Origin of the sequence: Actinophytocola sp. (genome assembly GCF_050699915.1) — a bacterium.
GTDB lineage: Bacteria > Actinomycetota > Actinomycetes > Mycobacteriales > Pseudonocardiaceae > Actinophytocola.
The window spans coordinates 1-25,141 of record NZ_JBOHGA010000002.1 but is presented as its reverse complement, the minus strand read 5'-3'; the positions used below and the strand labels follow the sequence as shown (position 1 = coordinate 25,141).

23 protein-coding genes are annotated in these 25,141 nt (G+C 71.8%); 17 read left to right on the top strand and 6 right to left on the bottom strand.

The window, feature by feature from the left end:
- The first annotated feature begins 11 nt into the window (after positions 1-11).
- Positions 12-803, top strand: coding sequence for a class I SAM-dependent methyltransferase (locus ACRDSK_RS00755; protein WP_431437862.1), 792 nt, complete (start codon positions 12-14; stop codon positions 801-803).
- On the opposite strand, the gene ACRDSK_RS00750 is transcribed toward ACRDSK_RS00755, so the two are convergent.
- Positions 752-2,119: an ATP-grasp domain-containing protein gene (locus ACRDSK_RS00750; protein WP_431437861.1), complete on the bottom strand. Its 1,368-nt coding sequence runs from the start codon at positions 2,117-2,119 to the stop codon at positions 752-754. The genes ACRDSK_RS00755 and ACRDSK_RS00750 overlap by 52 nt on opposite strands.
- A 251-nt stretch (positions 2,120-2,370) precedes the next feature.
- Between ACRDSK_RS00750 and ACRDSK_RS00745 the strand changes: the two genes are divergently transcribed.
- The 13 genes from ACRDSK_RS00745 (at position 2,371) to ACRDSK_RS00685 (ending at position 15,081) form a co-directional block, all read left to right on the top strand.
- Complete coding sequence (locus ACRDSK_RS00745; RefSeq protein WP_431437859.1) at positions 2,371-3,093, top strand: sulfotransferase family protein; 723 nt, start codon at positions 2,371-2,373, stop codon at positions 3,091-3,093.
- A gap of 150 nt (positions 3,094-3,243) precedes the next feature.
- The gene (locus ACRDSK_RS00740; RefSeq protein ID WP_431437858.1) at positions 3,244-3,843 is read left to right on the top strand and encodes a hypothetical protein; all 600 of its coding nucleotides are present in this window, start codon (positions 3,244-3,246) and stop codon (positions 3,841-3,843) included.
- Positions 3,833-4,909 carry a BtrH N-terminal domain-containing protein gene (locus tag ACRDSK_RS00735; RefSeq protein WP_431437857.1) on the top strand — a complete coding sequence of 359 codons (1,077 nt, stop codon included), beginning with the start codon at positions 3,833-3,835 and terminating at the stop codon, positions 4,907-4,909. Before ACRDSK_RS00740 ends, ACRDSK_RS00735 begins: the two co-directional genes overlap by 11 nt.
- Positions 4,910-5,062: 153 nt before the next feature.
- A complete protein-coding gene (locus ACRDSK_RS00730; protein WP_431437856.1) occupies positions 5,063-6,358 on the top strand; it encodes a DegT/DnrJ/EryC1/StrS family aminotransferase in 1,296 nt (431 codons plus the stop codon).
- Complete coding sequence (locus ACRDSK_RS00725; protein WP_431437855.1) at positions 6,355-7,197, top strand: transketolase; 843 nt, start codon at positions 6,355-6,357, stop codon at positions 7,195-7,197. The genes ACRDSK_RS00730 and ACRDSK_RS00725 overlap by 4 nt, the downstream gene beginning before the upstream one ends.
- A 208-nt stretch (positions 7,198-7,405) precedes the next feature.
- Positions 7,406-8,377, top strand: a complete 972-nt coding sequence (locus ACRDSK_RS00720) for a transketolase family protein (RefSeq protein WP_431437854.1) — start codon at positions 7,406-7,408, stop codon at positions 8,375-8,377.
- On the top strand, positions 8,374-8,547 hold the full coding sequence (locus tag ACRDSK_RS00715) for a lysine biosynthesis protein LysW (RefSeq protein WP_431437853.1): 174 nt from the start codon (positions 8,374-8,376) through the stop codon (positions 8,545-8,547). Before ACRDSK_RS00720 ends, ACRDSK_RS00715 begins: the two co-directional genes overlap by 4 nt.
- Before the next feature lie 37 nt (positions 8,548-8,584).
- Positions 8,585-9,610, top strand: a complete 1,026-nt coding sequence (argC, locus tag ACRDSK_RS00710; RefSeq protein ID WP_431437852.1) for an N-acetyl-gamma-glutamyl-phosphate reductase — start codon at positions 8,585-8,587, stop codon at positions 9,608-9,610.
- A 15-nt stretch (positions 9,611-9,625) separates the two neighbouring features.
- Positions 9,626-10,468: a [LysW]-aminoadipate kinase gene (locus tag ACRDSK_RS00705; protein ID WP_431437851.1), complete on the top strand. Its 843-nt coding sequence runs from the start codon at positions 9,626-9,628 to the stop codon at positions 10,466-10,468.
- Entirely contained in the window at positions 10,465-11,652 is a 1,188-nt protein-coding gene (gene rocD / locus ACRDSK_RS00700) for an ornithine--oxo-acid transaminase (protein ID WP_431437850.1), read from the top strand. The genes ACRDSK_RS00705 and rocD overlap by 4 nt, the downstream gene beginning before the upstream one ends.
- 111 nt (positions 11,653-11,763) lie before the next feature.
- Positions 11,764-13,050, top strand: a complete 1,287-nt coding sequence (locus ACRDSK_RS00695) for an ATP-grasp domain-containing protein (RefSeq protein ID WP_431437849.1) — start codon at positions 11,764-11,766, stop codon at positions 13,048-13,050.
- Complete coding sequence (locus ACRDSK_RS00690; RefSeq protein WP_431437848.1) at positions 13,047-14,318, top strand: MFS transporter; 1,272 nt, start codon at positions 13,047-13,049, stop codon at positions 14,316-14,318. The genes ACRDSK_RS00695 and ACRDSK_RS00690 overlap by 4 nt, the downstream gene beginning before the upstream one ends.
- Positions 14,311-15,081 (top strand): SDR family NAD(P)-dependent oxidoreductase, encoded by a 771-nt coding sequence (locus ACRDSK_RS00685; protein WP_431437847.1) that lies wholly within the window; start codon positions 14,311-14,313, stop codon positions 15,079-15,081. Before ACRDSK_RS00690 ends, ACRDSK_RS00685 begins: the two co-directional genes overlap by 8 nt.
- A 55-nt stretch (positions 15,082-15,136) precedes the next feature.
- Here the strand turns inward: ACRDSK_RS00685 and ACRDSK_RS00680 are convergent, their stop codons facing one another.
- Both ACRDSK_RS00680 and ACRDSK_RS00675 read right to left on the bottom strand, forming a co-directional pair.
- Positions 15,137-16,930 (bottom strand): serine/threonine-protein kinase, encoded by a 1,794-nt coding sequence (locus ACRDSK_RS00680; RefSeq protein ID WP_431437846.1) that lies wholly within the window; start codon positions 16,928-16,930, stop codon positions 15,137-15,139.
- A 52-nt stretch (positions 16,931-16,982) separates the two neighbouring features.
- A complete protein-coding gene (locus tag ACRDSK_RS00675) occupies positions 16,983-18,545 on the bottom strand; it encodes a tetratricopeptide repeat protein (RefSeq protein WP_431437845.1) in 1,563 nt (520 codons plus the stop codon).
- Positions 18,546-18,743: 198 nt separating this feature from the next.
- On the opposite strand from ACRDSK_RS00675, the gene ACRDSK_RS00670 reads away from it, so the two are divergent.
- Both ACRDSK_RS00670 and ACRDSK_RS00665 read left to right on the top strand, forming a co-directional pair.
- Positions 18,744-20,810 carry a PQQ-binding-like beta-propeller repeat protein gene (locus tag ACRDSK_RS00670; protein ID WP_431437844.1) on the top strand — a complete coding sequence of 689 codons (2,067 nt, stop codon included), beginning with the start codon at positions 18,744-18,746 and terminating at the stop codon, positions 20,808-20,810.
- Positions 20,797-22,089: a serine/threonine-protein kinase gene (locus tag ACRDSK_RS00665; RefSeq protein ID WP_431437843.1), complete on the top strand. Its 1,293-nt coding sequence runs from the start codon at positions 20,797-20,799 to the stop codon at positions 22,087-22,089. The genes ACRDSK_RS00670 and ACRDSK_RS00665 overlap by 14 nt, the downstream gene beginning before the upstream one ends.
- Positions 22,090-22,091: 2 nt before the next feature.
- Here ACRDSK_RS00665 and ACRDSK_RS00660 read toward each other — a convergent pair whose 3' ends face one another.
- The 3 genes from ACRDSK_RS00660 to ACRDSK_RS00650 are packed head-to-tail and all read right to left on the bottom strand — an operon-like array spanning position 22,092 to position 23,266.
- Complete coding sequence (locus ACRDSK_RS00660) at positions 22,092-22,472, bottom strand: VOC family protein (RefSeq protein ID WP_431437842.1); 381 nt, start codon at positions 22,470-22,472, stop codon at positions 22,092-22,094.
- Between the two features lie 52 nt (positions 22,473-22,524).
- Positions 22,525-22,890 (bottom strand): cupin domain-containing protein, encoded by a 366-nt coding sequence (locus ACRDSK_RS00655; protein WP_431437841.1) that lies wholly within the window; start codon positions 22,888-22,890, stop codon positions 22,525-22,527.
- A gap of 13 nt (positions 22,891-22,903) precedes the next feature.
- Complete coding sequence (locus ACRDSK_RS00650; RefSeq protein WP_431437840.1) at positions 22,904-23,266, bottom strand: nuclear transport factor 2 family protein; 363 nt, start codon at positions 23,264-23,266, stop codon at positions 22,904-22,906.
- Between the two features lie 107 nt (positions 23,267-23,373).
- On the opposite strand from ACRDSK_RS00650, the gene ACRDSK_RS00645 reads away from it, so the two are divergent.
- On the top strand, positions 23,374-25,141 hold a 1,768-nt coding region (locus ACRDSK_RS00645; RefSeq protein ID WP_431437839.1), incomplete at its 3' end, for an AAA family ATPase.

Genomic DNA, 25,141 nt, shown 5'->3' with positions numbered 1-25,141 from the left:
AGGGGAAGACCGTGATCAAGCCGGAGCACGGACGGGAACCCAAGGTCGTAGGTCCGGTGCTGGGCGACGGGTTCGGTGAGGCTCTCAGGGAGTGCTGGACCGCCGGCGGAAAGACTGGGCACTCCTACGCGACCATCGAGCGCGATGACGGATTCCTCTTCATCACCGATGTCGCGGAGTATTTCGACGATTTCGACAAACTCGAGCGGCATGAACAATGGGCTGTCAAGCGCGCCAAGGGTCGGGTGCTCGATATTGGCTGTGGAGCTGGCAGGCATGCGATCGCCGCGGCTGACATGGGCGCGGACGTCATAGGCATTGATCCTTCGCCGGGTGCGGTTTACGTTTCCCAGCAGCGTGGTGTGCGCGCACTGAAGAGGACGATGAAGGAGCAAGAGCCCGATATCGGGAAGTTCGACTGCATGCTTCTTCTCGGCTACAACCTGGGCCTCTTGGAGTCGCGCCAGGAAGCGGTAGAGATTCTTGCCAGCCTTGCACTCAAGGCCGAGGTCGGCACCCGTCTGTTCGGAAACTCCTTGGATCCCGCGATGAGTTCGCATCCCGACCACGCTCGCTATCGGGAAGAAAATCGACGCCAGGGTCGCATGCCTGGCGCATATCAGGTTCGGATCCGACACAAGAACCTGACGACGGACTGGTTCGACTACTTGTACCTGTCCTCCAAGGAGTTGGAGGAACTGATCGTCGACACCGGTTGGGAGATCACGGAGATGGAGACCGAAGGTCAGAGCTACGCGGTGGAGCTCACGTTGACCCGAGCCGGTGCGGTCTTCCCCGCATAGTCGATGTCGAGTCTGATCGCGGCGCGCACCCGTGCTTCGAGCGCGTCGAGTTCGGTGTCGGTGTCCGCGTCGATGAAGAAGGTCACCGCCCGGTCATCGGAGGAGCGCAGCGGTTCCAGACGGCTGCCTCGTCCCTTCAGCACCAGCACCGACCTCAGGGCCGGCGCGTCGCCGGCCTCCCCAGGCCGGACCGCCGGCCACAAGTCGGTCTCGCCGATCCAGGTGACGGTGGTTCCCGGCCAGTCGAGAGTGACGTCTCGCAGGATTCCCGGGCCGTGCTCGACATAGACCTGGCGCGTGCGCCGCCGCGGCGGCGGATAGGCGGCCTCCTCGCCGAGCGCGATGGCGACGATCTGCGGCTCCAGCGGCACACCACAGGCGAGTTCGTAGAGGATGGTCAGCCCGTCGCCCGGAGTCCGCGACGCGATCTCCATCAGGTACGCCTCGCCTCCGGCGGTGACCCGCCATTCGGAATGCGTGATCCCGTTCTCGAACGCCAGCGTCGCCAGGACCCTCCGGTTGGCCTCACTCAGGCACGCGGTGACGTCGACACCGCCGATGCTGCTGGCAGCGGCGGGAACGGAGTGGGCGAGCTCGACGAAGGTCCGGTCCCATGTGTCGGTCGTCTCCTTCTCGGTCACGGAGGAGAACACCACCTCTCCGTTGCGCACCAACGACTCCACCGAGAACTCCTGGCCGATCACCTTCTGTTCGATCAGCGCGGTCTCGTGCTCGCGGTACTCGCTCAGGACTGCCGCCACCTCGTCGGCGTTGTCACAGGACAACACGCCCGAGCTGGCATGGCGGGTGGCCGGCTTGACCACGACGGGGTACCTGAAGTCCTCCAGTTCCACCAGGTGACGCCTGCCCGGCGGCACGGTCAGCGCCTGGGGGCCGAACTGGGCGAGGTGGGCACGCTGGAGGTACTTGGTACGGCAGACACGGCTCGCGCGGAGCCCAGGGCCGGGCAGGCCGAGGGCATCGCAGACCATTCCGGTCGGCTCGACCAGCGTTTCCTCCATGGCGTAGGCGCCGACGATGCGGTAGTGCTCGGTCCACTTCTGGAGTTCGGCGAACACCCCCGGGTTGAAGGAGGACTCACGGTCCAGCGCGCCGTCCACATAGGCGATGTCGGTGATCAGCGCGGCGCGCGACCCCGGCGTACCGATGACCGCCTCGGCCTGGGCACGTGAGGAGTCGGGGCAGATGACCAGGATCCGTAGCCCGCGCCTGGCCAGTTCGGTCAGGTAGCGGGGGTTGCGGCAGATGACCCGGAAGGCTCCGGTGAGGAGGAACGCGGGGGGCTTGGCTGACACGTGACCTCCGTAGTAGGACCGTCGCGACGGACGTTACGGCCGCGCCGACACCATGCGCGTCCGCGACAAGCTCAGCCACGGCGACGCATTGCGTTGACTGTGCGCCCCGGCGGCTGCGTATTTCGCTTACCCGGCCCGGGCCTCGCCCGTGCCACTCTTGACCGGGTTCGGAAACGCGTCGCGGCGGTTAACGCGCGTTTTCACCGGTCGCACACCAGCCGCCAGCGGGGGAAGGGGAAACCGTGGAGCACATGCCAGAGCGGACACCGGTGCTCGCGCTGTGGAGCGCGCCGCGCAGCCGTTCCACCGCGTTCGCGCGGATGATGGCGGAGCGGGGCGACCGCGTCGTCGTGCACGAGCCGTTCTCGCAGGTGGTCGACTTCGGCGAGGCGAAGGTCGGCGACCAGGTCGCGCACACCGAGGCGGACGTGCTCGCGTCGCTGCGCGCGATCGCGGCGGAGAAGCCGGTGTTCTTCAAGGACACCACGGACTTCCACTACCCGGCGCTGCTCGCCGACCAGGCGTTCCTGGCGGGCGCGACCCACACCTTCATCATCCGCCACCCGGCCGAGGCCATCGCGTCGCACCACGAGCTCAACCCGAACCTCGGCCGCGACGAGATCGGTTTCGCCTGGCTGCACGAGATCTTCGCGGCCGTGGAGGCCGCCACCGGCCGCACTCCGGTGGTGATCGACTCGGACGACCTGCTCGACCGGCCGGCCGAAACCGTGCGGGCGTACTGCTCGGCGGTGGGCATCCCCTTCCTGCCGGACGCACTGAACTGGCAGCCGGGCATGCGGTCGGAGTGGCAGGCGACCAGCCGGTGGCACGAGTCGACCAGCAGGACCGCCGGCTTCAGCCGTGAGAGGAACGACCGGGCCGAAGCGGTCGCCGCGAACCCGGTGCTGCGCGCCTACCACGACTACCACCTGCCCTACTACGAGCAGCTGCGCGCCGCGGCGCTTCGGCCGTGATCACCTGACCGGAGTAGTCAGCAGGATTACCCGGCGAGTAAATCGGAACACCGACTCGGACATTCGCGGTAACCACGGCGCGGACGAAAAGCACGAATCAGAGACCTACCTTGGGAAAATGCCAAAAGCATTCTAGTGAGGGGGAATCACTTGACGAACACGCTGGTGACCTCCGCCATCACCCGACTGTGCGATCCGGTCGACATCTCCGGCCACCGCAACAACACGGCCATCTCCGCGGCGACGGCGACCAAGGCCGGCGCGTTCAACGTGTGGGGCAACTCGTACGCCGCCGAGTACCTGCCCGCCGGCGAGAGCCTCGTCCACGTGGCCGGCGTCCCCTTCCGGTTCCCGCCGGTCTGCGACGGGCCCGACAACGTCCGGTGCGCCGGACAGTTCCTAGAAGTGCCCGAGGGTCGCTACGACTGGGTGCACGTGCTGGCGGCGGCGGAACGGCGTTGCGAGGACACCGTCGAGCTGAGCTTCGGCGACGGCTCGGTCGACGCTGAACCGCTGCGGGTCTCCGACTTCTGGGCCGCACCCGCCTGGTTCGGCGAGATCACGGCGTTCGAGAGCCCCGTCATGCACTACCCGCACCACGTGCAGCGGGGAGTGCCCGCCGTCATGTGGGCGCAGCGGGTGCCGGTCACCCGGCGCGCCGACCTGGCCGGCGTCCGGCTGCCGCGCAACGTCGCGGTGCACGTCTTCGCGGTCACCCTGCAGCGGGCGGAGGCCGGGCATGACCAGTGACGTGACACAGCGGACCTACATGATCACCGGGCCGGAACCAGAGCTGTGGTACCGCGACCTGATCAGCTGCCTGCAGGCCAACTTCGGCTCGGTGGTGACACGCGCGGGAGCGGACCCGCTGACCGTGCTCGGCGCGGGCTGGCGGTTCGTGCACGTGCCGGGCGACGTCAGGTCCGAGGAGTTCTACTACCCCTGCCCGCCCGACGAGTCCGGCGGTGTCGACCTCGGTGCCGCCCTCGCACCCCATCACGAGCTGCACTCGCGCTGGTGGCAGCCCGCCGACGAGGACGACCTCTGGCGGGAGGTGCGCGAGACGCTGGCCGACGACCGGCTGGTCATCGCCGCGGTGGACAACTTCCACCTGCCGTTCCGGCCCGCGTACGGCGACGTGCACGCCGCGCACCTCGTGGTGGTCTACGGCCTGGACGAGGTCCGCGGGCTGGTGTACGTCTCGGACGCCATGCCGCCCGCGTTCCGCGGTGCCGTCCCGATCGAGGCGTTCCTGCGCAGCTGGGGCTCGGCCAACCCGACCGACGTGCAGGACGCGTTCTTCAGCGACTCACGGATCGGCCGACGCTGCCTCGACGTCCGGCTCGACGCCCCGCCCCCGCCACTGACCCCCGAGCTGCTCGGCGGTTTCCTGCGCGCCGACGTCGACGCGTTCACCACGAAGACCACGAAGACCACGACGACCGCGGCCACCTCGGCGCGCACCGGTCTCGCCGGGTTCGACGAGTTCGCCGGGGAGCTCCTCGACCGGTGCCGCGGGGGTGACGCCACCGCGCTACAGGAGCTGTACGCGTTCGGCTGGGGCATGCAGGCACAGGCCTCGCTCCACGGTGAGCTCCTGCGCCGGTGCGGGCGGGAGTGGGGCGATCCGGCGCTGGCCGGCGCCGGCCGGGCGGTCGAGGCCGTCGCCCACGCGTGGACCGGGCTGCGGATCACCGGCGCACACGGACTCGGCGACGCCCGAGCCGTCTCGGCCGACATCGCGCACCACGCCACCGTGCTGCGCGGCAAGTACGCGAGTGCGGTCGACGCCGTCGGCGCGGCAGCGCGACCATGACAGTCTCGAGAGGACAGTGATGAGACATCCTCTGTCGATCCACGGCCGCAGCGCGAACCAGCGCCGGCACCCAGCCACCGGCACGTGGCGAACAGAACGATTTCCGCCCGACGCCACCACAGGAGCAAATTTCGGAGAGGCGGAACTGCTTTCATGAGCAAGCTGGCAGCGTTCGGGGGAACCGCGGCCGTGCCGAAGGACCGGCGCCGCGTGGACTGGCCGCTGATCGAGGACGAGGACCGCAAAGCCGTCATCGACGCGCTCGACGGCGCCAGACTGGTGTCCAACTCGGACGGTGCGAACCCGGTGTCCACGCTCGAGGAGCGGTGGGCGCGGCACTTCGGCTTCGACCACTGCGTCGCGGTGTCCACCGGCACCGCCGCACTGTCCCTCGCGTTGGCCGGGCTCGGGATCGGGCCGGGCGACGAGGTGATCGTGCCCGCGCTCAGCTTCATCGCCACCGGGCTCGCGCCCGTGCACCAGATGGCCGTGCCCGTGTTCGCCGACGTCGACCCGGTCACCTTCAACCTCGACCCGGACGACGTGGAGCGCCGGATCACCCCTCGGACCGCGGCGATCATCCCGGTGCACCTGCACGGCGCACCCGCCGACATGGACCGGATCACCGACATCGCGCGCCGGCACGGCCTCGCCGTGATCGAGGACGCCGCGCAGGCTCCCGGCGCGACCCACCGCGGGCGGCCGGTCGGCGGAATCGGCGACGCGGGCGCGTTCAGCCTCCAGGTCACCAAGAACATCCCGACCTGCGGCGAAGGCGGCCTGCTCGTGACCGGTAAGGCCGAGCTGGCCGAGTCGGTGCGCCGGGGCCGGCAGTTCGGCGAGGTGATCGAGAGCGGCCGCGACCGCGACTACGTGTCCTACGGCCTCGGCTGGAACCACAAGATGAACGCCCTGCAGGCCGCGTTCACCGACGCGCAGCTCACCCGGTTCGACGACTACGAACGCGCGCGACAGGCCAACATCGCCGACTTCCTCGCCCGGCTCGCGGAGCTGCCCGGCCTGCGCGTGCCGACCGCGCTCCCGGACACCACCCACGCCTGGCACATCCTGCGGTTCCGGTTCGACCCGGCCGCGTTCGGCCTGGACGAGGCGCGGCCGGAGGCCCTGCGCTCGACGCTGCGGCGGCTGCTGCGTGCCGAGGGCGTGCCGATGTCGCAGTACCAGCTCATGCCGCTGCCCGACCAGAAGGTGTTCGTCGACCGCGTCGGCTTCGGCGCGGGCTACCCCTGGTCGGTGACCGGCGCACCCGGACCGACCGCGGGCGAGGACTACCCGGCGGCCCGCGCGGTCATCGCCGACTCGCTGACCCTGCAGAAGCGCCACCTCAACCCGGGGTCCGGCGAGCTGCTCCAGCTCTACGCGGACGCCTTCGAGAAGGTGTGGGCCAACACCGACATGGTGACCACCCTCGCGGGGGCCGCGTCATGACCGCCGCCCAGGCGCCCACGCGGGAAACGCTGGAGACGGTCGCCGCACGCATCCGCTCGCACGTCGTCGACATGTGCGCGGGTCCGGAAGGCGGCCATCTCGGCGGCGCGTTCTCCTGTGTCGAGGTGCTCACGGCGCTGTACTTCTCGGTGCTGAACGTGGACCCGCGACAGCCGGACGACCCGGCCCGCGATCGCTTCCTGCTCAGCAAGGGCCACGCCGCCCTCGCCCTGTACGCGACGCTGGCCGAACGGGGTTTCTTCCCGGTCGAGGAGCTCGCCGGCTACGGGCAGCCGGGCAGCCGGCTGATGGGCCATCCGGTGCGCGCGGTGCCCGGTGTGGAGCTGCCGACCGGGTCGCTCGGCCACGGTCTCGCGCTGGGCTGCGGGTTCGCGCTGGCCGATCGCTACGCCGGCCGCGACTCGCGCAGCTTCGTACTGCTCGGCGACGGCGAGCTCCAGGAAGGCTCGGTCTGGGAGGCGGCGATCGCGGCCGCGTCGCTGAAGCTGGACCAGCTGGTCGCCGTGGTGGACCGCAACGGGCTCCAGCTGACCGGCTCCACCGAGCGCATCGCGCCGATGGAACCACTGGCCGACCGCTGGCGAAGCTTCGGCTGGTCGGTCCGCGACGTGGACGGCCACGACGCGAACGAGCTGGCACACCATCTCACCGCCGCACCGTGGGAGCCGGGCAAGCCGAGCGTGCTGATCGCCCGCACGGTCAAGGGCCACGGAGTCCCGTTCCTCGCCGGCCGGGCGGCCAACCACTACGTGAAGCTGTCGCCGCGCAACCACGCGCGGGCCATCGCCGCGCTGCGGACCACGGACGCCGCCTCGTGAGCGAGCTTGCGAGCGAACCAAATGTCACAGGGCGACCGCGAGCGGCGACACCGAGCCTGCGAGGGGTCGTCGTGAGCGAGCCTGCGAGCGAACCAAATGTCACAGGGCGACCGCGAGCGGCGACACCGAGCCTGCGAGGGGTCGTCGTGAGCGAGCTTGCGAGCGAACCAGATGTCACAGGGCCGAGCCGAGCCTGCGAGGCGCGGTCGTGAGCCGCGCGACCCGAGAGGCCTACCGGGACAGTCTGCTTCCCCTGTTGAACCTGCATCCCGAGCTGATCTGCCTGGACACCGACACCGGCCTGTTCAGCGCGGAGCACGCCGCGGCGGCCGGCGAGCAGTACCTCAACCTCGGCATCGCCGAGGCCAACCTGATGGGGATCGCGGCCGGGCTGGCCGCGAGCGGGCGGGTTCCGTTCGTCAACACGATGGCCGCCTTCGCCGCCTCCCGCGCGCTGGAGGCGATCAAGATCGACATCGCCTACAACCGGCTGCCGGTTCGCATCATGGCCACCCACGGCGGTCTCGCCGCGGGCCATCTCGGGCCGACTCACCAGGCCCTGGAGGACCTCGCCGTACTGCGGGTGCTGCCGGGCATGACCGTGGTGGTGCCCGCGGACGCCGCCGCCACGGAGGCGTTCGTCGAGCAGAGCGTGAGCGTGCCCGGACCGCTCTACGTCCGGCTCGGCCGCAAGCCGTCGCCACCGCTGCCCGAGGACGCCCCTCCCCCGGTCATCGGGCACGCACAGACGCTGCGCCAGGGCGACGACGTGGTCCTCGCGTGCTGCGGTCCGTACCCGGTGCTCGCCTGCCTCGACGCGGCGGATGTCCTTGCCGGACACGGCATCGAGGCCACCGTGCTGAACCTGCACACGCTGAGTCCACTCGACACGGAGGCCCTGGTGGCCGCGGCGCGACCGGCCACGCTCGTGGTGACCGTCGAAGAGCACTGGCGCAGCGGCGGTCTCGGCGGCGCGGTGGCCGAGACGCTGGCGGAGGAGGCGCCCACGAGGGTGCTGCGGCTGGGCATGCCGGACCAGTTCGTCGACGAGGTCGGCAACCAGGAACACCTCGTCGAGCACTACGACCTCACCGCGGAGCGGGTCGTGAGGACGGTCCGTGCCGCCCTCGACACAGCTGCCCTCTCCGGGAGGACCGAACGAAGGGAAATCGCTACATGACCACGATGCAGGCCTGCCCCGAGTGCGAGGACGAGGTGGCGATCAGCGACTCGGTGCGGCTCAACGAGATCGTCGAGTGCGCCGGCTGCCGAAGCGAGCTGGAGATCGTGGCGCTGAGCCCGGCGGTGCTCGCCCTGGCGCCCGAGGTCGAAGAGGACTGGGGCGAGTAGGCGTGCGCGGACGGACGACAGTCACCGGAACCTGGTCGTGACCCGCGTCGCGGTGGTCGGCGCGGCCGGCTACATCGGCGGCGAGCTGCTGCGACTGCTCATCGGCCATCCCGAGGTCGAGGTGGTGGGCGCGGTGTCCTCCCGGTTCCCCGGCAAGCGGGTCGACGGGGTGCATCCGAACCTGCGGTCCGCCACCGACCTGTTGTTCTGCACGGCCGATGAGGTGGGTGAGTGCGACACGGTCTTCCTCGCCACGCCGCACCGCGCCGCCATGACACAGATCGACCGCTGGATCGGGCAGGCCAAGCAGGTCATCGACCTCACCGGGGACTTCCGGCTGGACGACACCGAAGTATTCCAGCGCTACTACGGGACCGCGCACGCCGCGCCGCACCTGCTCGGCGACTTCGTCCCCGGGATTCCCGAGCTGCACCGGGACAGCCTGGGCACCGCCGACCTGGTCAGCGTGCCCGGCTGCATGGCGGTGGCGGGCGTGCTCGCGCTGTACCCACTCGTGGCACGGGACCTGGTCGAGCCGACGGCCCAGTTCGACGCGCGCACCGGTTCGAGTGGCTCCGGTGCCACCGCGGGCGAGGCGAACCTGCATGCCGAACGCAGCGGGGCGATGCGGGTGTTCGCGCCGACCGGGCACCGGCACGAGGCCGAGATCTCCCGACACCTCGGCATTCCGGTCGCCATGACCGCGACCGGAGTCGAGGCGGTACGAGGCGTGCAGACGATCTGTCACGCCACGATGCGCCCCGGTGTGGACAGGTCGGCGGTGCGCCGGGCGTTCCGCGAGCAGTACCGCGACGAGCCTTTCGTCCGGCTGGTCGCCCAGCAGCGCGGCACCTTCCGCTACCCGGAGCCGAAGATCCTGCTGGGCTCGAACTTCTGCGACGTCGGGTACGCCGTCGACGAGGAGGCCGGCCGCCTGTCGACCATCGCGGCACTGGACAACCTCATGAAGGGCGGCGCGGGCAACGCCGTCCAGTGCCTGAACATCCGCATGGGCTGGCCGGAGACCCTCGGCCTGTCCTTCCCCGGCCTGCATCCCATCTGAGCGACTGGAGCCTCCGTGACCACCAGACCGTTGACCGTCGTCAAGTGCGGCGGCAACAGGGCCGTCGACGCCGCGGGCGTCTGCGCCGACGTCGCCCGACTCGTCCAGAAAGGACGGTCCGTGCTGGTGGTGCACGGCGGTTCCGGGGAGATCGCCCGGCTGGCCGGGAAGCTCGGTGTCCCGCAACGCACGCTCGTCTCCCCGGACCAGGTGACCACCAGGTACACCGACCCGGAGACGCTCGAGGTGGTCATCCTCGCGCTGGCCGGCGGGGTCAAGCCGAAGATCGTCGCGGAGCTGTCCCGGCTCGGGGTGCCCTCGGTCGGCCTCACCGGCATGGACGGCGGCATGCTGCGGGCCCGCCGCAAGTCCGCCGTCCGGTCCGTTGTGGACGGTCGGACGACGATGGTCCGGGACAACCTCAGCGGCCGGCTCAGCGGGGTGCGCACCGAGCTGGCGGACACCCTGCTGCGGTCCGGCTTCGTGCCGGTGGTCTCCCCGCCCGCGATCGACGAGCACGACCACCCGGTGAACGTCGACGCCGACCGCGCCGCGGCGGCGCTCGCGGCGGCACACGGCGCCGACGAGCTGGTTCTGCTGACCGGAGCCCCTGGAGTCCTCGCCGATCCCGACGACGAGACCAGCGTCCTGAGCACCTACGAGGTGCCGGCGACCGGTGCGCCCGGCCGGTTCGCCGGTGGTGGCATGGCACTCAAGCTCGTCGCGGCGCGTGAGGCCCTGGCCGGCGGAGTGGCGTCGGTGCGCATCGCGGACGGGCGGGTTCCCGACCCGGTCAACCGAGCACTGGCCGGATCCGGCACCACCGTAACCATGACGCGCGCAGGGAGCCGATCATGACCACTCATGACTACATCACCCTCGACGAGCGCTGGAGCGCGCGCAACTACCACCCGTTGCCGGTGGTGCTCGCCCACGGGGAAGGCGCCTGGCTGACCGATCTGGACGGTCGGCGCTACCTCGACTTCCTCGCCGGGTACTCCGCGCTCAACTTCGGCCATCGCCACCCCGACATCGTCGCCGCGGCCAAGGCGCAGCTCGACCAGCTGACGCTGACCGGCCGGGTGTTCCACCACGACCAGTTCGGACTGTTCTGCCGCGAGCTGGCGGAGCTGACCGGCACCGAGATGGTGCTGCCCGCCAACACCGGCGCCGAGGCGGTCGAGTCGGCCCTGAAGGTCGCCAGGAAATGGGCCTACCAGGTCAAGGGCGTGCCGGACGGAGCGGCCGAGATCGTGGTGGCGGACGAGAACTTCCACGGCCGCACCACGACCATCGTCTCGTTCTCCACCGACGCGGAGGCCCGCGACGAGTTCGGTCCGTTCACCCCGGGCTTCAAGGTCGTGCCCTACGGCGACGCCGACGCGCTGCGCTCGGCGGTCACCGACAACACGGCGGCGGTCCTGCTGGAGCCGATCCAGGGTGAGGCGGGCGTGGTCGTGCCACCGAAGGGCTACCTGGCCGAGGTCCGTCAGCTGTGCGACGACACCAACACGTTGTTCGTCGCCGACGAGGTCCAGTCCGGACTGGCCCGAACCGGCACGACGCTGGCGCTGGAGCACGAGGGCGTCCGCGCCGACCTGTACGCGCTGGGCAAGGCACTGGGCGGCGGGATCATGCCGGTGTCCGCGGTGGTCGGCCGGGCCGACGTGCTCGGCGTGCTCCGGCCGGGCGAGCACGGCTCGACCTTCGGCGGCAACCCGCTGGCGTGCGCGGTCGGCCGCGCGGTGGTGCGTTTGCTGGCCGGCGGAGAGTTCCAGGAGCGCTCTCGTGAGCTCGGCGCGTACGTACACGCCCGGCTCGGCGAGCTGGACGGCGTCGCCGAGGTTCGTGGGCGCGGGCTGTGGGCCAACGTGCGGATCGCCGAAGGCCGCCCGACCGGACGAAAGGTGTCCGAGGCGCTGGCGGAGCGCGGCGTGCTGTGCAAGGAATCCCATGGGAATCTGCGGGTGGCGCCGCCGCTGGTGATTACCCGGGAGGAGATCGATTTCGGCGTCGACGCGATCGCCGACGTGTTGGGGTGACCGTAATCCGGGAATTCCCGACGGGGCGCGCATGGTAGTGTTGTCGTCAATAATTCACAATATGGAGCGGCATTCCGTCTAGGGAACGATTTCTCCGTCGCTCGAGGAAACGTGAGAAAGGGAACCACGTTGTCCGACGATGTCGTGCCCAACGGACGGCCTCGCGTCCTGGTCATCGGCGGCAAGCCCAAGCTTGTGCGCAAGGCCCGGGAGCTCGGCCTGGACGTGGTTCACGTCCAGTATCCCGACGCATATGACCGCGAACTCTGGCCCTACGTCGACCAGGGGCTGCTGCTCGACTACGGCGACATCGACCGGTTCCTCCCCCTGGCCCGGGCGCTGCACGAGGCGTACCCGTTCCAGCTGGCCGTGTCGCTGTTCGAGCTCGGGCTGCTGCCGGCGGCGCGGGTCAACGAGGCGCTCGACCTCGGCGGCGAGTCCGTCGAGACCGTCGAGCTGCTGCTGGACAAGTGGCGGATGCGCCAGCTCCTGGCCGCGAAGGGCATCAGCCCGATGGCCACCGCGGTCGGCCGTTCCGCCCAGGACGTTCGGGACTTCGTCGAGGCGCACGGACTCCCGATCATCGTCAAGCCGATCCGCGAGTCGGGCAGTGTGGGAGTGTTCTGCGTCCGCGAACCAGCCGACGTGGACGTCGTCGCCGAGAAGTACCGGTCCCTCGACGACGGGCACTGGGTCGCCGGTGACCTGTTCGGCGACGACTCCTTCGACGACTTCCTCATGGAGGAATACCTGGACGGCCCGGAGGTCAGCGTGGAGTCGCTGAGCTTCGACGGCCGGCACGTGGCCTGCGCGATGACCGACAAGGCGGCGTTCGGTGGCGGCTCCGGATTCGTCGAGCTCGGACTCTCGCAGCCCAGCGGCTGCTCGGCCGAGGAGAAGCAGGAGATCACGAAGTTGGTGACGGACTTCCTCGACGCGGTGGGGCTGCGCAACGGTCCGACACACACCGAGGTTCGGCTGACCTCGCGCGGCCCGAGAATCATCGAGTCGCACAACCGCATCGGCGGGTACGCGGTCAACGAGATGGTCGAGGCCGCCTACGGCGTCGACATGGAGCGCTACACGCTGGGCGACAAGTTCGGCCTGGTGGAGCCGCTGATCGAGTCGCCGGAGCCGCTGGGCGGATCGGCGCTGCTGGCTCTCACGCCGGAGCCCGGCCGGGTCGTGGAGGTGACCGGGGTCGACGCCGTGCGCGCGGACCCGGCGTTCGTCGCCCTGCACGTCAAGGTGAAGCCGGGCGACGTGGTGCCGCCGCTGACCTGGAACGAGGACATCGGCGGCTACGTCACCGCCCGCGGCGCCGACGCCACCGACGCGAAGGCCAACTGCAAGCGGCTGCTCGACATGATCCACGTGCGCACCGAGCCCATCACGTGAGCAGCGCACCGCCGGAACAGTCGGGCGTCGAGGAGCGGTTCCGCGACTCGCTGCGCGGGCTGCCCATCCGCGTCTGGGTCATCAGTCTCGGCATCCTGATCAACCAGGTCGGCAACTTCCTGCCCGTGTTCATCGTGCTCTACCTGACCGAGCGCGGTTACTCCGCCGGTGCCGCGGGCCTGGTGCTGGGCATGTCCGGCGTGGGCAAGATGCTCGGCAACGCCGTCGGCGGCTACCTCGCCGACCGGCTCGGCCGGCGATGGACCATCGTGCTGTCCGCCGTGACCACCGCCGGGCTGACAGCGCTCGTGCCGTTCGTCGGACCGCTGTCGCTCATCGCCGCCGTGGTCGGGCTCATCGGCGTGACCTCGCAGATCCAGCGACCGGCCGCGGCCGCGGCGCTGGTCGACGCCGTGGAGACCAACCAGCAACGGCTCGCCGCCTTCGGCGTGTTCCGGTTCGCGCAGAACATCGGCGCCGCACTGGGCGGCGTCATCGGCGGCGTCCTGGCCAGCACCTCCTACATGTGGCTCTTCCTGGGCAACGCCGCCACGTTCCTGTCGTTCGGCGTGGTCGTGGCGCTGCTGCTGCGAGACACGGCCCAGCCGGGCGGCGACCACGACGACGCGGACACGAAGGCGGACCGCGCGGCGGGTTACCGACAGGCGTTCGGCGACCGCGTCCTGCTGCGGTTCCTGCTGATGACGGTGACCGCCGAGTTCGTCTACATCCAGTCCACCGTCGCCCTGCCCCTGCACGTCACCGACGTGGGCCTGACCGCGGCCGACTTCGGTCTGCTGATCGGGCTCAACGGTCTGCTGGTGCTGGTCCTCGAGCTGCCCATCACCGGCTGGATCGCCCGGTACAAGCCGGAGCACGTACTGGCCGTCGGCAACCTGATCGTCGGCATCGGCCTCGCGCTGACCGGGCTCATGACCGACATGCTCATGCTGGCGGCGACCGTGCTGATCTGGACGCTCGGCGAGATGATCTCCAGCACGCTGTCCCAGGCCTACCTGGGCAGTCTGTCGCCGCCGCACCTGGTCGGGCGCTACCAGGGGCTGCACGGCGTCGCGTACACGTTCGGCACCGGCGTCGGACCGCTCGTCGGCGGCGCCGTCTACGCGCTCGGCCCGTGGGCGCTGTGGGTCCTGATCGGCGTGGTCGGGGTGCTCTCCGCTCAGCTCAGCCTGCCGAGCCGGCGCGCGAAATCCAAAGTGGACGTTGCCAAGGTGGTCCGCAGTGAACAGGAGAGAAATCGTGAGTGAGTTCGCAGGACTGGTCGCGATCGTCACCGGCGGTGCGTCGGGAATCGGCCTGGCCACGGCGAAACTGCTGAACAGCAGGGGAGCCAAGGTCGCCGCGCTCGATCTCAAGCCGGACGGGCTCCCAGACGACATCCTGGGCGTCGAGGCCGACGTCACCAACGACGACCAGGTCAAGTCCGCTGTGGACACTGTGGCCGAGCGGTTCGGCAGGCTCGACGTGGTGGTGAACAACGCCGGCATCAGCGCGGTCGGCGACATCGCCGGCAACAGCGACGACGAGTGGCTGCGGGTACTGGACGTCAACGTGGTCGGGATGGTCAGGACGTCCCGGCACGCCTTGCCGCACCTGCGAAACTCCCCCGCCGCGGCGATCGTCAACACGTGCTCGATCGTCGCGTGGGCCGGGCTGCAGAAGCGGGTGCTGTACTCGGCCAGCAAGGGCGCGGTGTACGCGCTGACGCTGGCCATGGCGGCGGACCACCTGCGCGAGGGCATCCGGGTCAACTGCGTGGCACCGGGTACGGCGGACACGCCATGGGTGGACAGGTTGCTCAACCAGCAGGAGGATCCGGAGGCCGAGCGAGCCGCGCTCAACGCGCGCCAGCCGATGGGCCGCATGGTGTCGGCGGACGAGGTGGCCAACGCGATCGCCTACCTGGCGAGCCCGCTGTCCGGCTCGACGGCGGGCACGGTGCTCGCCGTGGACGGCGGCATGCACGGCCTGCGGCTGCGACCACCGTCCCAACAGGACAGCAAGTACTGACCGAAGCCTTGCTCGCTTCGCGGACGCATGCGGCTGGCAGGAGCCGCCGTCCGAACTAGACCGCGGGCAGGTTGCCCGCGGCACGCGACGCGACCTGGCGCGCCGTGGCACACAACGGTTCCGTCGGCCCGTCGCCGTAGACGACCACGAGCAGGGCCTCGATCATGTCCTCGTCGAGCTCGTTGACGTACCGCCGGTGGATCACCGAGACCTCGCACGTGTCGTCGCCGAAGCCGCGCGGGAACACGACGGCGTCGCGGTCGCCGAGGCGGATCTCGCGGCCCTCCTCGGGACCATAGGGCGGGTTCCGGTCGAACTGGAGCAGCAGGCTCGACGGCCCGTCCTCCGGGTCGCTCCACCGGCAGTACCACGGCCCGAAGCCGGGCATCGGGTCCTTGGGGTCGACGTCGGGCACCAGGGCGACGACCTCCTCGTCGGCCATCGCGCACGCGTTGGAGTTCGCAATCGACTCGGCCGGCAGCTCGTCCTGGTCGCGAGGCACCGGGCCGCGGCGCAGCACGTCGACGACCTCGGCGGCGGCGACGTCGGCCATCGCGCAGAGGTCGGCCGCGGTGGTGCCGCTGTCGTTGTAGGTGGCGGCCTCGGCCTCGGCGATGTGGCCGTCGCCGATGATCACCGTGCGGGCGCAGAGATCGTCGGCCTCCTCGTCGTCGTCCTTGCGCACGGTCAGCGCGGGCAGGTTGTCCTCGTCGTCGGCGTCGTCGAGCTCCACGGACACGTCGACGTCGTCGTTCTCCCCGATCCCGACGAGCACGTCGCAGCGTGCGAACGAGCCGAAGTCCTCGTCCAGCTTCGGGTCGCCGAACTTCTCGTACGGCGTCACCGACATCAGCGCGCACGGGTCGACCGTCGTCGGCTCGGCACCCAGGCTTGGCGGACCGGGCGCCGCGGAGCGCGGGGAGCCGCGCACCTCGCCGACGGGCACCAGCCACGCGATCAGCGCCACCGCGGCGGCCACCACCAGCGCCGCCGCGGCCACCCCGACCGGCCGCCGCCGCAGCACCCGCGACCGCGGTGGCGCGTGGACGGTGGACTTGGTCCCGCCCGCCTCGGTCAGCAGCTCATGGGCCCCCGCGGCGCTCGGCCGCGCCGCCGGGTCGGTGGCCATCAAGGAGGCGAGCACCGGCGTCAGCGCGCCCGCCTTCACCGGCTCCGGCATCGTCCCGGCGCGAGCACGTCGCATGACCAGCTGCACGTCGCCCCGGCCGAACGGCGGCGTGCCCTCGACGGCCGCGTACAGCGTCGCGCCGAGCGAGAACACGTCGGACGCGGTCGTCGCCTCGACGCCGTTGGCCACCTCGGGTGCGAGGTAGCCGGGCGTGCACGGCACCGGCCCGGTCTCGGTGACCGTCACCTCCTGCCAGGTCGCGATGCCGAAGTCGGTCAGCTTGGCCACGCCCTGGTCGGTGACCAGCACGTTGCCCGGCTTCACGTCGCGGTGCACGATGCCGAGCGCGTGCATGGCGGCGAGCGCGTCGGCCACCTGCGCGCCGACGGACACCACGGTCTCCGGCGACAACCCGGGATCGCGGACCATGAGATCGGCGAGACTGGTCGACGGCACGTACTCCATGACCAGCCAGCAGCGGCCGTCGTCGTCCTCGACCGCGTCGAACACCGCCACAGAGTTCGGGTGATGCAGCCGCGCGGCGTTCTTCGCCTCTCGCAGCAGCTGCCGCGCGCCGCGCCGGTCCGGCACGGAGGCACGCTTCACCGCGACCGGCCGCTCGAGCCGCGTGTCCGTGGCGAGCCAGACCACGCCCATCCCGCCGGACCCGATGACCTCCTCGAGCCGGTAACGCCCCGCGATCAGTTGACCACTACGCACCGCTCGATAGTAGGTCACCAACTCGACTCTCCGGGGTCGGGAAAACTTCTCGCTATCGAACGATCAGGGGCTGGTACGCGGCCCGGATGTCCGCACGCGACGACTCGACGTACTGCGAGCCAGGTCCGATGTCGGTCCCGTACGTCTCGACGCTGATGATCTGCGGGCAGCTGGTCCCGCCGATCTGCAGCGCGCGGTTGCTCACGCGCCGGCCGGTGCGCACCTCGTACACCCGAACCGGCACCTTCTGCTTGTGGAACGAGACGTACCTGGTCGGGCCGCCGCCGGTCGTCGGCACGTATGGGCAGGTCTCGGTCACGGCGCCGTAGTCGGTCTCGCCGGCACAGATGACGAGCGCCGCGTTCTTCGGATCGGCCGCCCGCCAGGCCTTCGGCAGGCTGTTGCGCTGGGTGTCCTGCCCGAAGACCATCGCGCGGAACGTGCCACGCCCGGAGTATCGCGGTGCCGCGCCGTACGGCTTCGGATTCCCGCAGTAGTCCGGAATCTCGTTCGGGTACGTGGTCTGCACGAGTGCGCGGACCTCGCCCAGCTGGATCGCCCAGGTGGCCAGCGTGCTGCCGCGCTTCGCCCTCGCAGCGCCGGGATCGTTCGGGTAGGTGTCGAGGAGCTGCCGATAACGGTCGCGGGCGCCGGTCGGATCGCCCGCGGCGAGGCGGGTGTCCGCGCACGCCAGCAGCGCGTCCGGGGCGACCTCGGCGACGACCGGCCCCGCCCGGTCGAGCTCCTCGGTCTCCGCGTCCTGCCTGGCGATCCAGTCGGTGACGTCCACGGTGCGGCACGCGTCGTCGGTCGGCAGGCCCGCCAGGAAGTCGTCCAGGACGGCGTCCGCGTCGTGCTGCCGGTTCGGGAACTCCGACCGCAGCCTGGCCAGCAGGTCGAAGCCGTGCTCCAGGTCCAGTCGATGGGCGTCGGTCAGGCCGGCGAGCAGATCGTCGCCGGCCTGGTCGAGCAGGAGGTCCTCGCGGTAGCGACGCGCGCCGGTCCAGCGTGCGTCCGGCCGCCGCTCGTAGCCCGCCATCGTCTCGGCGGCCAGCAGGCGATCGGTCGTGGCCTGCTCTCGTGCCCGCTGGACGAGCCGGCACGCGGCCGCGGCGTCCAGCATGCCGTCCGCGACCGGGCCGTCGCCGATCCGCTGCCAGAAGCCGACACCATCCACAATGGACAGAGCGAGTCCGCAGTCGCCGTCGGCGTGCGCGACGTCCATGTCGTCGGCGCGGCCGTCGACGTCGAACCGGACGACCACGAACGCGCCGAGCACGACCACCGCGAGCACACCCGCGCCGACCCGCTGCCCGGTCATCGTCGTGGTCGGCACCCGGCGCGCGGCGAGCCAGCCGTGCCCGATCATGCCGGCCCACCAGCCGAGCAGCAGCCACTGCAGCCAGCCCGAGTGCGCCGCGCTGCCGAGAACCACCAGCAGCACAAGGGAGATCAGCGCGGTCGCGACACCGAGCAGGCGGCGGCCGAGTAGCAGGTAGCCGACGCCGAACAGCGACGCGTTGCCCAACGCGACGGCGACCGGATCTCTCGGTGCACGCGGCCGCGGCGGACTGGTCCAGGACAGGTCGACGGCCGGCTCTTGCGGTTGGTACATCGCGAGTGTCCTCTGGTCGACCGACGTGGCACGGGAACTGTCGCGTGCGCGCCTCGGGAGGGGTCCCGCCCGGGACCAGTCCCGACGCGGGCCGGGCACCATGCCCCGACGCGACCGCACGGTCCTCTGCGGATGACGACCCGAACGCCGGCCGGGGACCGCATCGACGGATGGCTACGCTGAGCCCAGCCGTCGCGGGTGGACTTCGGCCAGGTTGGGGGACACGTGGAGGGGCTGCGCCCGGAAGATCCGGATCGCATCGGCGGGTACTGGTTGCTCGGCCGGCTCGGCGAGGGCGGCATGGGCGTGGTGTACCTCGGCCGCTCCCCCGGCGGACGCGCCGTCGCGGTCAAGGTCATCCGGGAGCGCTTCGCGGCCGATCCTCGGTTCCGAGCCCGGTTCCGCCGCGAGGCGGCCGCGGCCGCACAGGTCACGAGCACAGTCACCGCACCCGTGCTCGACGCCGACCCGGATGCGAGCGCGCCCTGGCTGGTCACCGCGTACCTGGTCGGCGTGACACTGCGCGAGGCCGTCGACCGGCACGGGCCGCTGCCGTCCGACGCGGTGCGCGTCGTGGCCGCCGGGCTGGGCGAGGCGCTGGTCGAGATCCACCGGATCGGCATGACCCACCGAGACATCAAGCCCAGCAACCTCATGCTCACCGCCGACGGCCCGCGGCTCATCGACTTCGGCATCGCCCGGCCGCAGGACGCCACCGCGATCACCGTCGTCGGCTCGGTCATCGGCACCCCCGGGTTCATGGCGCCCGAGCAGGCCCGCGGGGAACCGGTCGGCCCGGTGGCCGACGTGTTCGCCGCGGGCGCCGTGCTCGCCTACGCCGCAACCGGTCGGGCCCCCTTCGGCGCGGGCGACGCCGCGACGATCCTCGGTCGCATGGAACGGGGCGAGGCCGATCTCGCCGGCATCGCCGACGACCGGCTGCGCGGGGCGGTCGCCGCGTGCCTGGCCCGCGACCCCGCCGACCGGCCCGGCGCCGCCGCCCTGCTCGAGCTGACGGGTGAGCACGGCCGGGACTGGCTGCCCGCGGCGGTGCGCGAGGAGATCGACCGCCGCGGCACCGACGACCCCGTCGCACGCCCCGACCCGCGGCCGGCGTCGGCGCGGGTCATGGCCGAGGAGACCGCCGACCCCGTGGTGGAGCGGCCCGGCCCGCGCAGGCGCACCCTGCTCATCGCCGGCGGCGCGGCGGCGGCCGCGGCCGTTGTCGGGATCGCGGCGCTTCGCGACCGGGACGAGCCCGCCGCGGCTCCTTCCGCGCCGCCGCCGACCACCGAGCCGCCGACGACCGCCGCTCCGCCACCGACCGCGACCCTTCGCTGGCGCGCCAAGATCAGCGACTACTACCCGGACGTGTACACCGCGGGCGGCGTCATCGTGGCGATCGGCCAGGAGGACCGGATGCACGCCATCGAACCGGGCAGCGGGAAGGTCCTGTGGACCACGCCGACCACGGGCATCGGGCAGGTCGACAACGGCCGCGTTTTCGCCGCCGAGAACGCCAACCCGGTGCTGCGCGCGCTCGTCCCCCGCACCGGGGCCGTCCGCTGGTCCTACCAGCCGCCGTTCTCGGAGATCATCGTCCGGTTGGTCGACACGGGCTCGGTCACCTGCTTCGGCTTCGAGACGCTGCGCGCGCGGGACTCCGCGAACGGAGCGAGCCGCTGGACCGCGCCGGTGGCGGCGCAGAGCGGCTTGGCCGCCCGCGGGGACATCGTCGTCGCCGCGTCGGAGACCGCGCTCACCGCGCTGGCCGCCGAGACCGGCCGGACGCGGTGGACCTACCGCGTCGGTTCGCCGTACTACCTCGCGGTGGGCGACCGCGCGGTGTTCGCGATCGACCCCGACGGGGTGTTGCACGCGATCGCGAGATCCAACGGCAAGTCGCTGTGGCGGTTGGCGTCGATGCTGGTGGCCTGCACGCCGGTGCCCGTGGGAGACGTGGTCTACCTCGGCGGCGGGCGGGGCGAGGTGATCGCGCTGGACGCCGCGACCGGTGCGCGGAGGTGGTCACGCGAGTTCGGCCGCGACTGCGTGGTCGGCCACGCGGACGGCGTGCTGCAGGTGTCCGTGGGCGACGCGGTCCACGTGCTCGACGCCGCGGACGGCACCACCCGGTGGACCTACGAGGCGGACGTCAACCGGAAGACGCCGCCGTGCGCGGTGCGCGACATGGTCTACGTCGGCACGCGCGACGGTGCGGTCGAGGCGCTCGCGCCACCGGGAGGTACGCGTGCGGGCTCTTGAGCGACACGATCCGCGGACCATCGGGCGCTACCGCGTGCTGGCCAGGATCAGCGCGGGCGGCCTTGCCATTGTCTACTTCGGACGGTCGAGCACCGGGCGGGCGGTGGCGCTCAAGGCGGTGCACACCGAGTTCGCCGCCGATCCCGCCTACCGCGACCGGTTCCGCCGCGAGGTCGCCGCGGCTCGCGCCGTAGGCGGTCGCTACAGCCCCGGCATCGTCGACGCCGACCCCGACGCCGCCGTGCCGTGGCTGGCAATGGAGTTCCTCCCGTCGGTCACCTTGCGCGACGCGGCCCCGCTGCCCTCGCCCGCGGTGTGGACGGTCGCGGCGGGACTGGTCGAGGCGCTGGCGTCGGTCCACCGGGCGGGCGTGGCGCATCTGGATCTCAAGCCCGCCAACGTGTTGCTCACCGGCGACGGCCCGCGGCTGGCCGACTTCGGCATCGCGGCCACGCTGCGCGACGGGCAGGCCCACCTCGGCGGCGTGCCCGTCGGGTCGCCGGGCTACCTGGCGGCCGAGCAGGCGGCGGGCGGCTGGGTGAGCGCCGCCAGCGACGTGTTCTCCCTCGGCGCCACCTTGTCGTTCGCCCTCACCGGCAACCCGCGTGACGCCGACGTCGGCGACGAGCGGCTGCGCGCGCTCATCGAGCCCTGCCTGCGCGTCGACCCGGCGCAGCGCCCACGGCTCGCGGACCTGGCTCCCGCGCTGGCGGAGTTCGCGGGCGCGCCCCTGCCCGCCGCCGTGACCACCGAGATCGCCACCCGGGCCGGCGAAGCGCGGAACCCGCCCCTCGACCCGCTCGGCGGGCAGGCACCCCGCCGGCTCGGCAGGCGCGCCGTGCTGCTCGGCGCCGGCGCGCTGGTCGCGGGCGGGGGTGTGGCGGCCGCCCTGATCGCCGCCATCCCGGAGGACGAGACCGCCAAGTCCGGCACGACCACGCGGGCCACCCCGACGTCCGACGCGCCGGCCCAGGTGACCACCTCCGTCGCGCCCGAGCCACGGATGTTGGAGATCTACGCGTTCGGCGACGCGCGGCTGAAGGCCCTCACCGTGACCATCAACGGCGACCGGTTGACGCTGCGGAACGTGAAGCTGCCCTACCGCAAGCTGGTGGAGATCCCCGAATGGCCGCAACGCACCACCTACCGGATCGTCTACCACCACGGCGAGGGCCAGTTCACGTACAAGGTGATCGCGGACGGCCAGGAGTACGCCAGCGGCGGCAGCTCGAGCACCGGCGGAGACGTCAAACCCGACCCCGTCGAAGGCACCATCTAGCGTCAGAGGGGGTCGATACGGCCCTTGAGCAGGCAGAACTCGTTGCCTTCCGGGTCGGCCAGGACATGCCACTGCTCCTGGCCCGTCTGGCCGATGTCGGCCGGGCGCGCACCGAGCTTCAGCAGGCGTTCGAGCTCGGCGTCCTGGTCGCGGTCGGTGGGGTTGACGTCGATGTGCAGCCGAGACTTCCCGGGCTCCGGCTCTTCCCGGCGACTGAGGATGATCGTCGGCTGCGGACCGCCGAACCCTTCGCGCGGCCCGATCTCCGCCGAGCCGTCGTCCATGCGTTCGAGCACGACGAAGTCCAGGACCTCGCACCAGAACCGCGCCAGCAGCTCGGGGTCGCGGCAACCGAGTACGAGCTCACCCATCCGACACGCCATCGCCGGAACGTATCGGACGAGGTGAGCACGGGCGAGCTGATTTCAGGGGCCGCTACGGCTTGGCGTAGGTGCTCGCGCCCCACCAGTCGACGATGACGACCTCCTCCTCGCCGACGACCCACGCGTCGTGGCCGGCGGGGAGGCTGGTGACCTGACCGGAGGTGGCGTCGAACTCGAGGCCGTCGGCCGTGCGGACGCGCAGCGTCCCGGCGACGTGGTACTGGAAGTGCGGGACCTCGCACAGCTCGGTGCCGGCGATCGGCTTGACGTGCTCGGACCATCGCCAGCCCGGTCGCAGGACAAGGCGGCCGATCTCGCTGCCGCCGACGTGCAGCAGCTCCAGGCGGCCCCGGTCGAACTCGCGGACCTCGTCGGGGCGGGCGAAGTCGTGCTGCTCGGTGGTGGTCGTGCTGGTCATGGCGTTGCCTCCCTCACTCGTCCCAGGCCTGCACGCCGACCTGGCGCATGATCCGGCCGCCGGCGAGGTCGAGCACGGCCGAGCAGAGCACGCGGGTGCCGTCCGCGTACCGGCAGGACTCCAGGTAGGCGGCGGTGTCGCCCTGCACGACGAACCGCTCGAGGTGGTGGGTCATGTCCCGGGCGCAGACGTCGGTCAGGTAGGCGGCGACGGCCTGCTTGCCGCTCAGTACGCGCGGGCTGCTCGGTGGGCTGGTGCGGTCGACGATCCGCAGCTCCGCGTCGTCGCCGTAGAGGTCGATCAGCGCGGCGGCGTCGCGGTCCTCGATGCCGCGGCGGAACGCCTCGACGTTGAAGGTGGTCTCGGTGGTGCTCATGGCCGGTTCCTCTCGACTCGGGTGCCACGAGCGTCCGCGGGCACCGTCAACCGAGCGTCAACCCGCTGGTGTTGCCCGCGGGACCGTCCAACGCGGACACTGGAGCGGTGGTGCGGATCCTGCTGTTCGGTGAGCTCGCGGCCGAAGTCGACGGCGAGCCACTCGCGCTGCCCGCGAGCCGCAAGGCGTGCGAACTGCTCGCCTGGCTGGCGGTGCACCCGGGACCGCACGACCGGTCCCGGCTGGCGGCGGCGTTCTGGCCGGACGTGCCGGACTCGAGCGCGCGGGCGAGCCTGCGCAGCGCGATCTGGGCGCTGCGCAACGCGGTCGGCACTGCGATCGGCACTGCGGGCGGGCACCTGCGGGCGAGCCGGGACAGCGTTGAGCTGGCGGACGTCGTGGTGGACGTTCGTGAGTTCGACGAGTCGATGGCGGCCGGTCGGTTCACCGAGGCGGAGCGGCTGTGCCGGGCGGAGCTGCTGCACCGGTTCGACGCCGAGTGGGTGTTCGACCTGCGCGAGGAGTACGACGCCCGGCGCGCGGCGGTGCTGGCCCGGCTCGCCGAGTCGGCGGCCGAACCGGCCACGGCCGCCGAGTGGGCCCGCCGCTGGGCGGCCCTGCGACCCGTGGACGAGTCGGCGACCCGCACGCTGGTCCGCCTGTTGCTGGCCACCGGCGAGCGCGCCGCCGCGGTGGCCGCCTACCGACGCCTCGAGACCCGCCTGCGCGCGGAGCTCGACGTCGCCCCGGACGTCCGGACGACGGCGCTGCTGTTCGCCGACGAGCCCGCGCCGGATCCTCCGCGGTTGGAGGCCGACGAACCGGACGACCGGGGGCTCACCGGGCGGGAGCAGGAGCTCGGGGAACTGCTGACCGTCTGGCGAACGGCCGCGAGCGGGGCCGGGCGGACCGTGGCGCTCAGCGGGGACGGTGGCATCGGCAAGACGCGGCTCGCGGAGGAGGTGTGCGCGCGGGCGGCGGCTGCCGGGGCACTCGACGCCCGGGGAGCGGCCACCGGGTTCGGACCGCCGGCGCCGTTCGGGCCGTGGAGCGAGCTCGTCGCGAGCCTGGTCGCCCGTGCCGGGCCGCTGCCGCGGGACGCGAGCTGGCCGGCCGACCTCGCCCGGGTGGTGCCCGCCGCGGGCGAGCCGGCCAGGGCGGCCACCGAGCCGGACTTCGACCGGGTGCGCTTCTTCGAGGCCGTCGTCGAGCTGCTCACCTGGGCCTGCCGGCGCCGGCCGCTCGTGCTGCTCGTCGAGGACCTGCAGCTCGCCGACTTCTCCAGCCTCGAGCTGACCGCGTACGCGGGACGCCGGCTGACCCGCCTGCCCGCGCTGCTGCTCCTCACCCGCCGCCGGCTGCCGCGTCGCCCGGACGTCGACGGGATGCTCGGCGCGCTGCGGGCCTGCGGCGCGCTCGCCGCCGACCTCGAGCTGGCTCCGCTACCGCCGACGACGATCCGGCGGCTCGTGGCCGAGCTGCCCGAGTCACGGGTCGAGCAGATCGTCGAGGTCGCGGGCGGCAACCCGCTCATCGCGCTGGAGACCGCCGCCGATCCCGCCGCGGGCTTGCAGGGCGCCTCCCGGGCCGCGATCAGTCGGCTGCGCGCCCCGGCCCGGCTGTTCGTCGAGCTGGTCGCCGCCGCGGGTCGGGACCTCGACCGCACCGAGGTGGCCGCGCTCCCCCTCGTCGGCGACCCGGCGCGCGCGGTGGGCGAGGCGCTCGGGGCCGGACTGCTCCGCGAGCGCGGTGGCGCGATCGGGTTCCGCCACGCGCTGTTGTCCGACGCCGTCTACCGCGACCTCACCGACCCGCTGCGGGCCCGCCTGCACAGCGACCTCGCCGACGCGCTGCGCCGCGGGCCCGGCCGCCGGC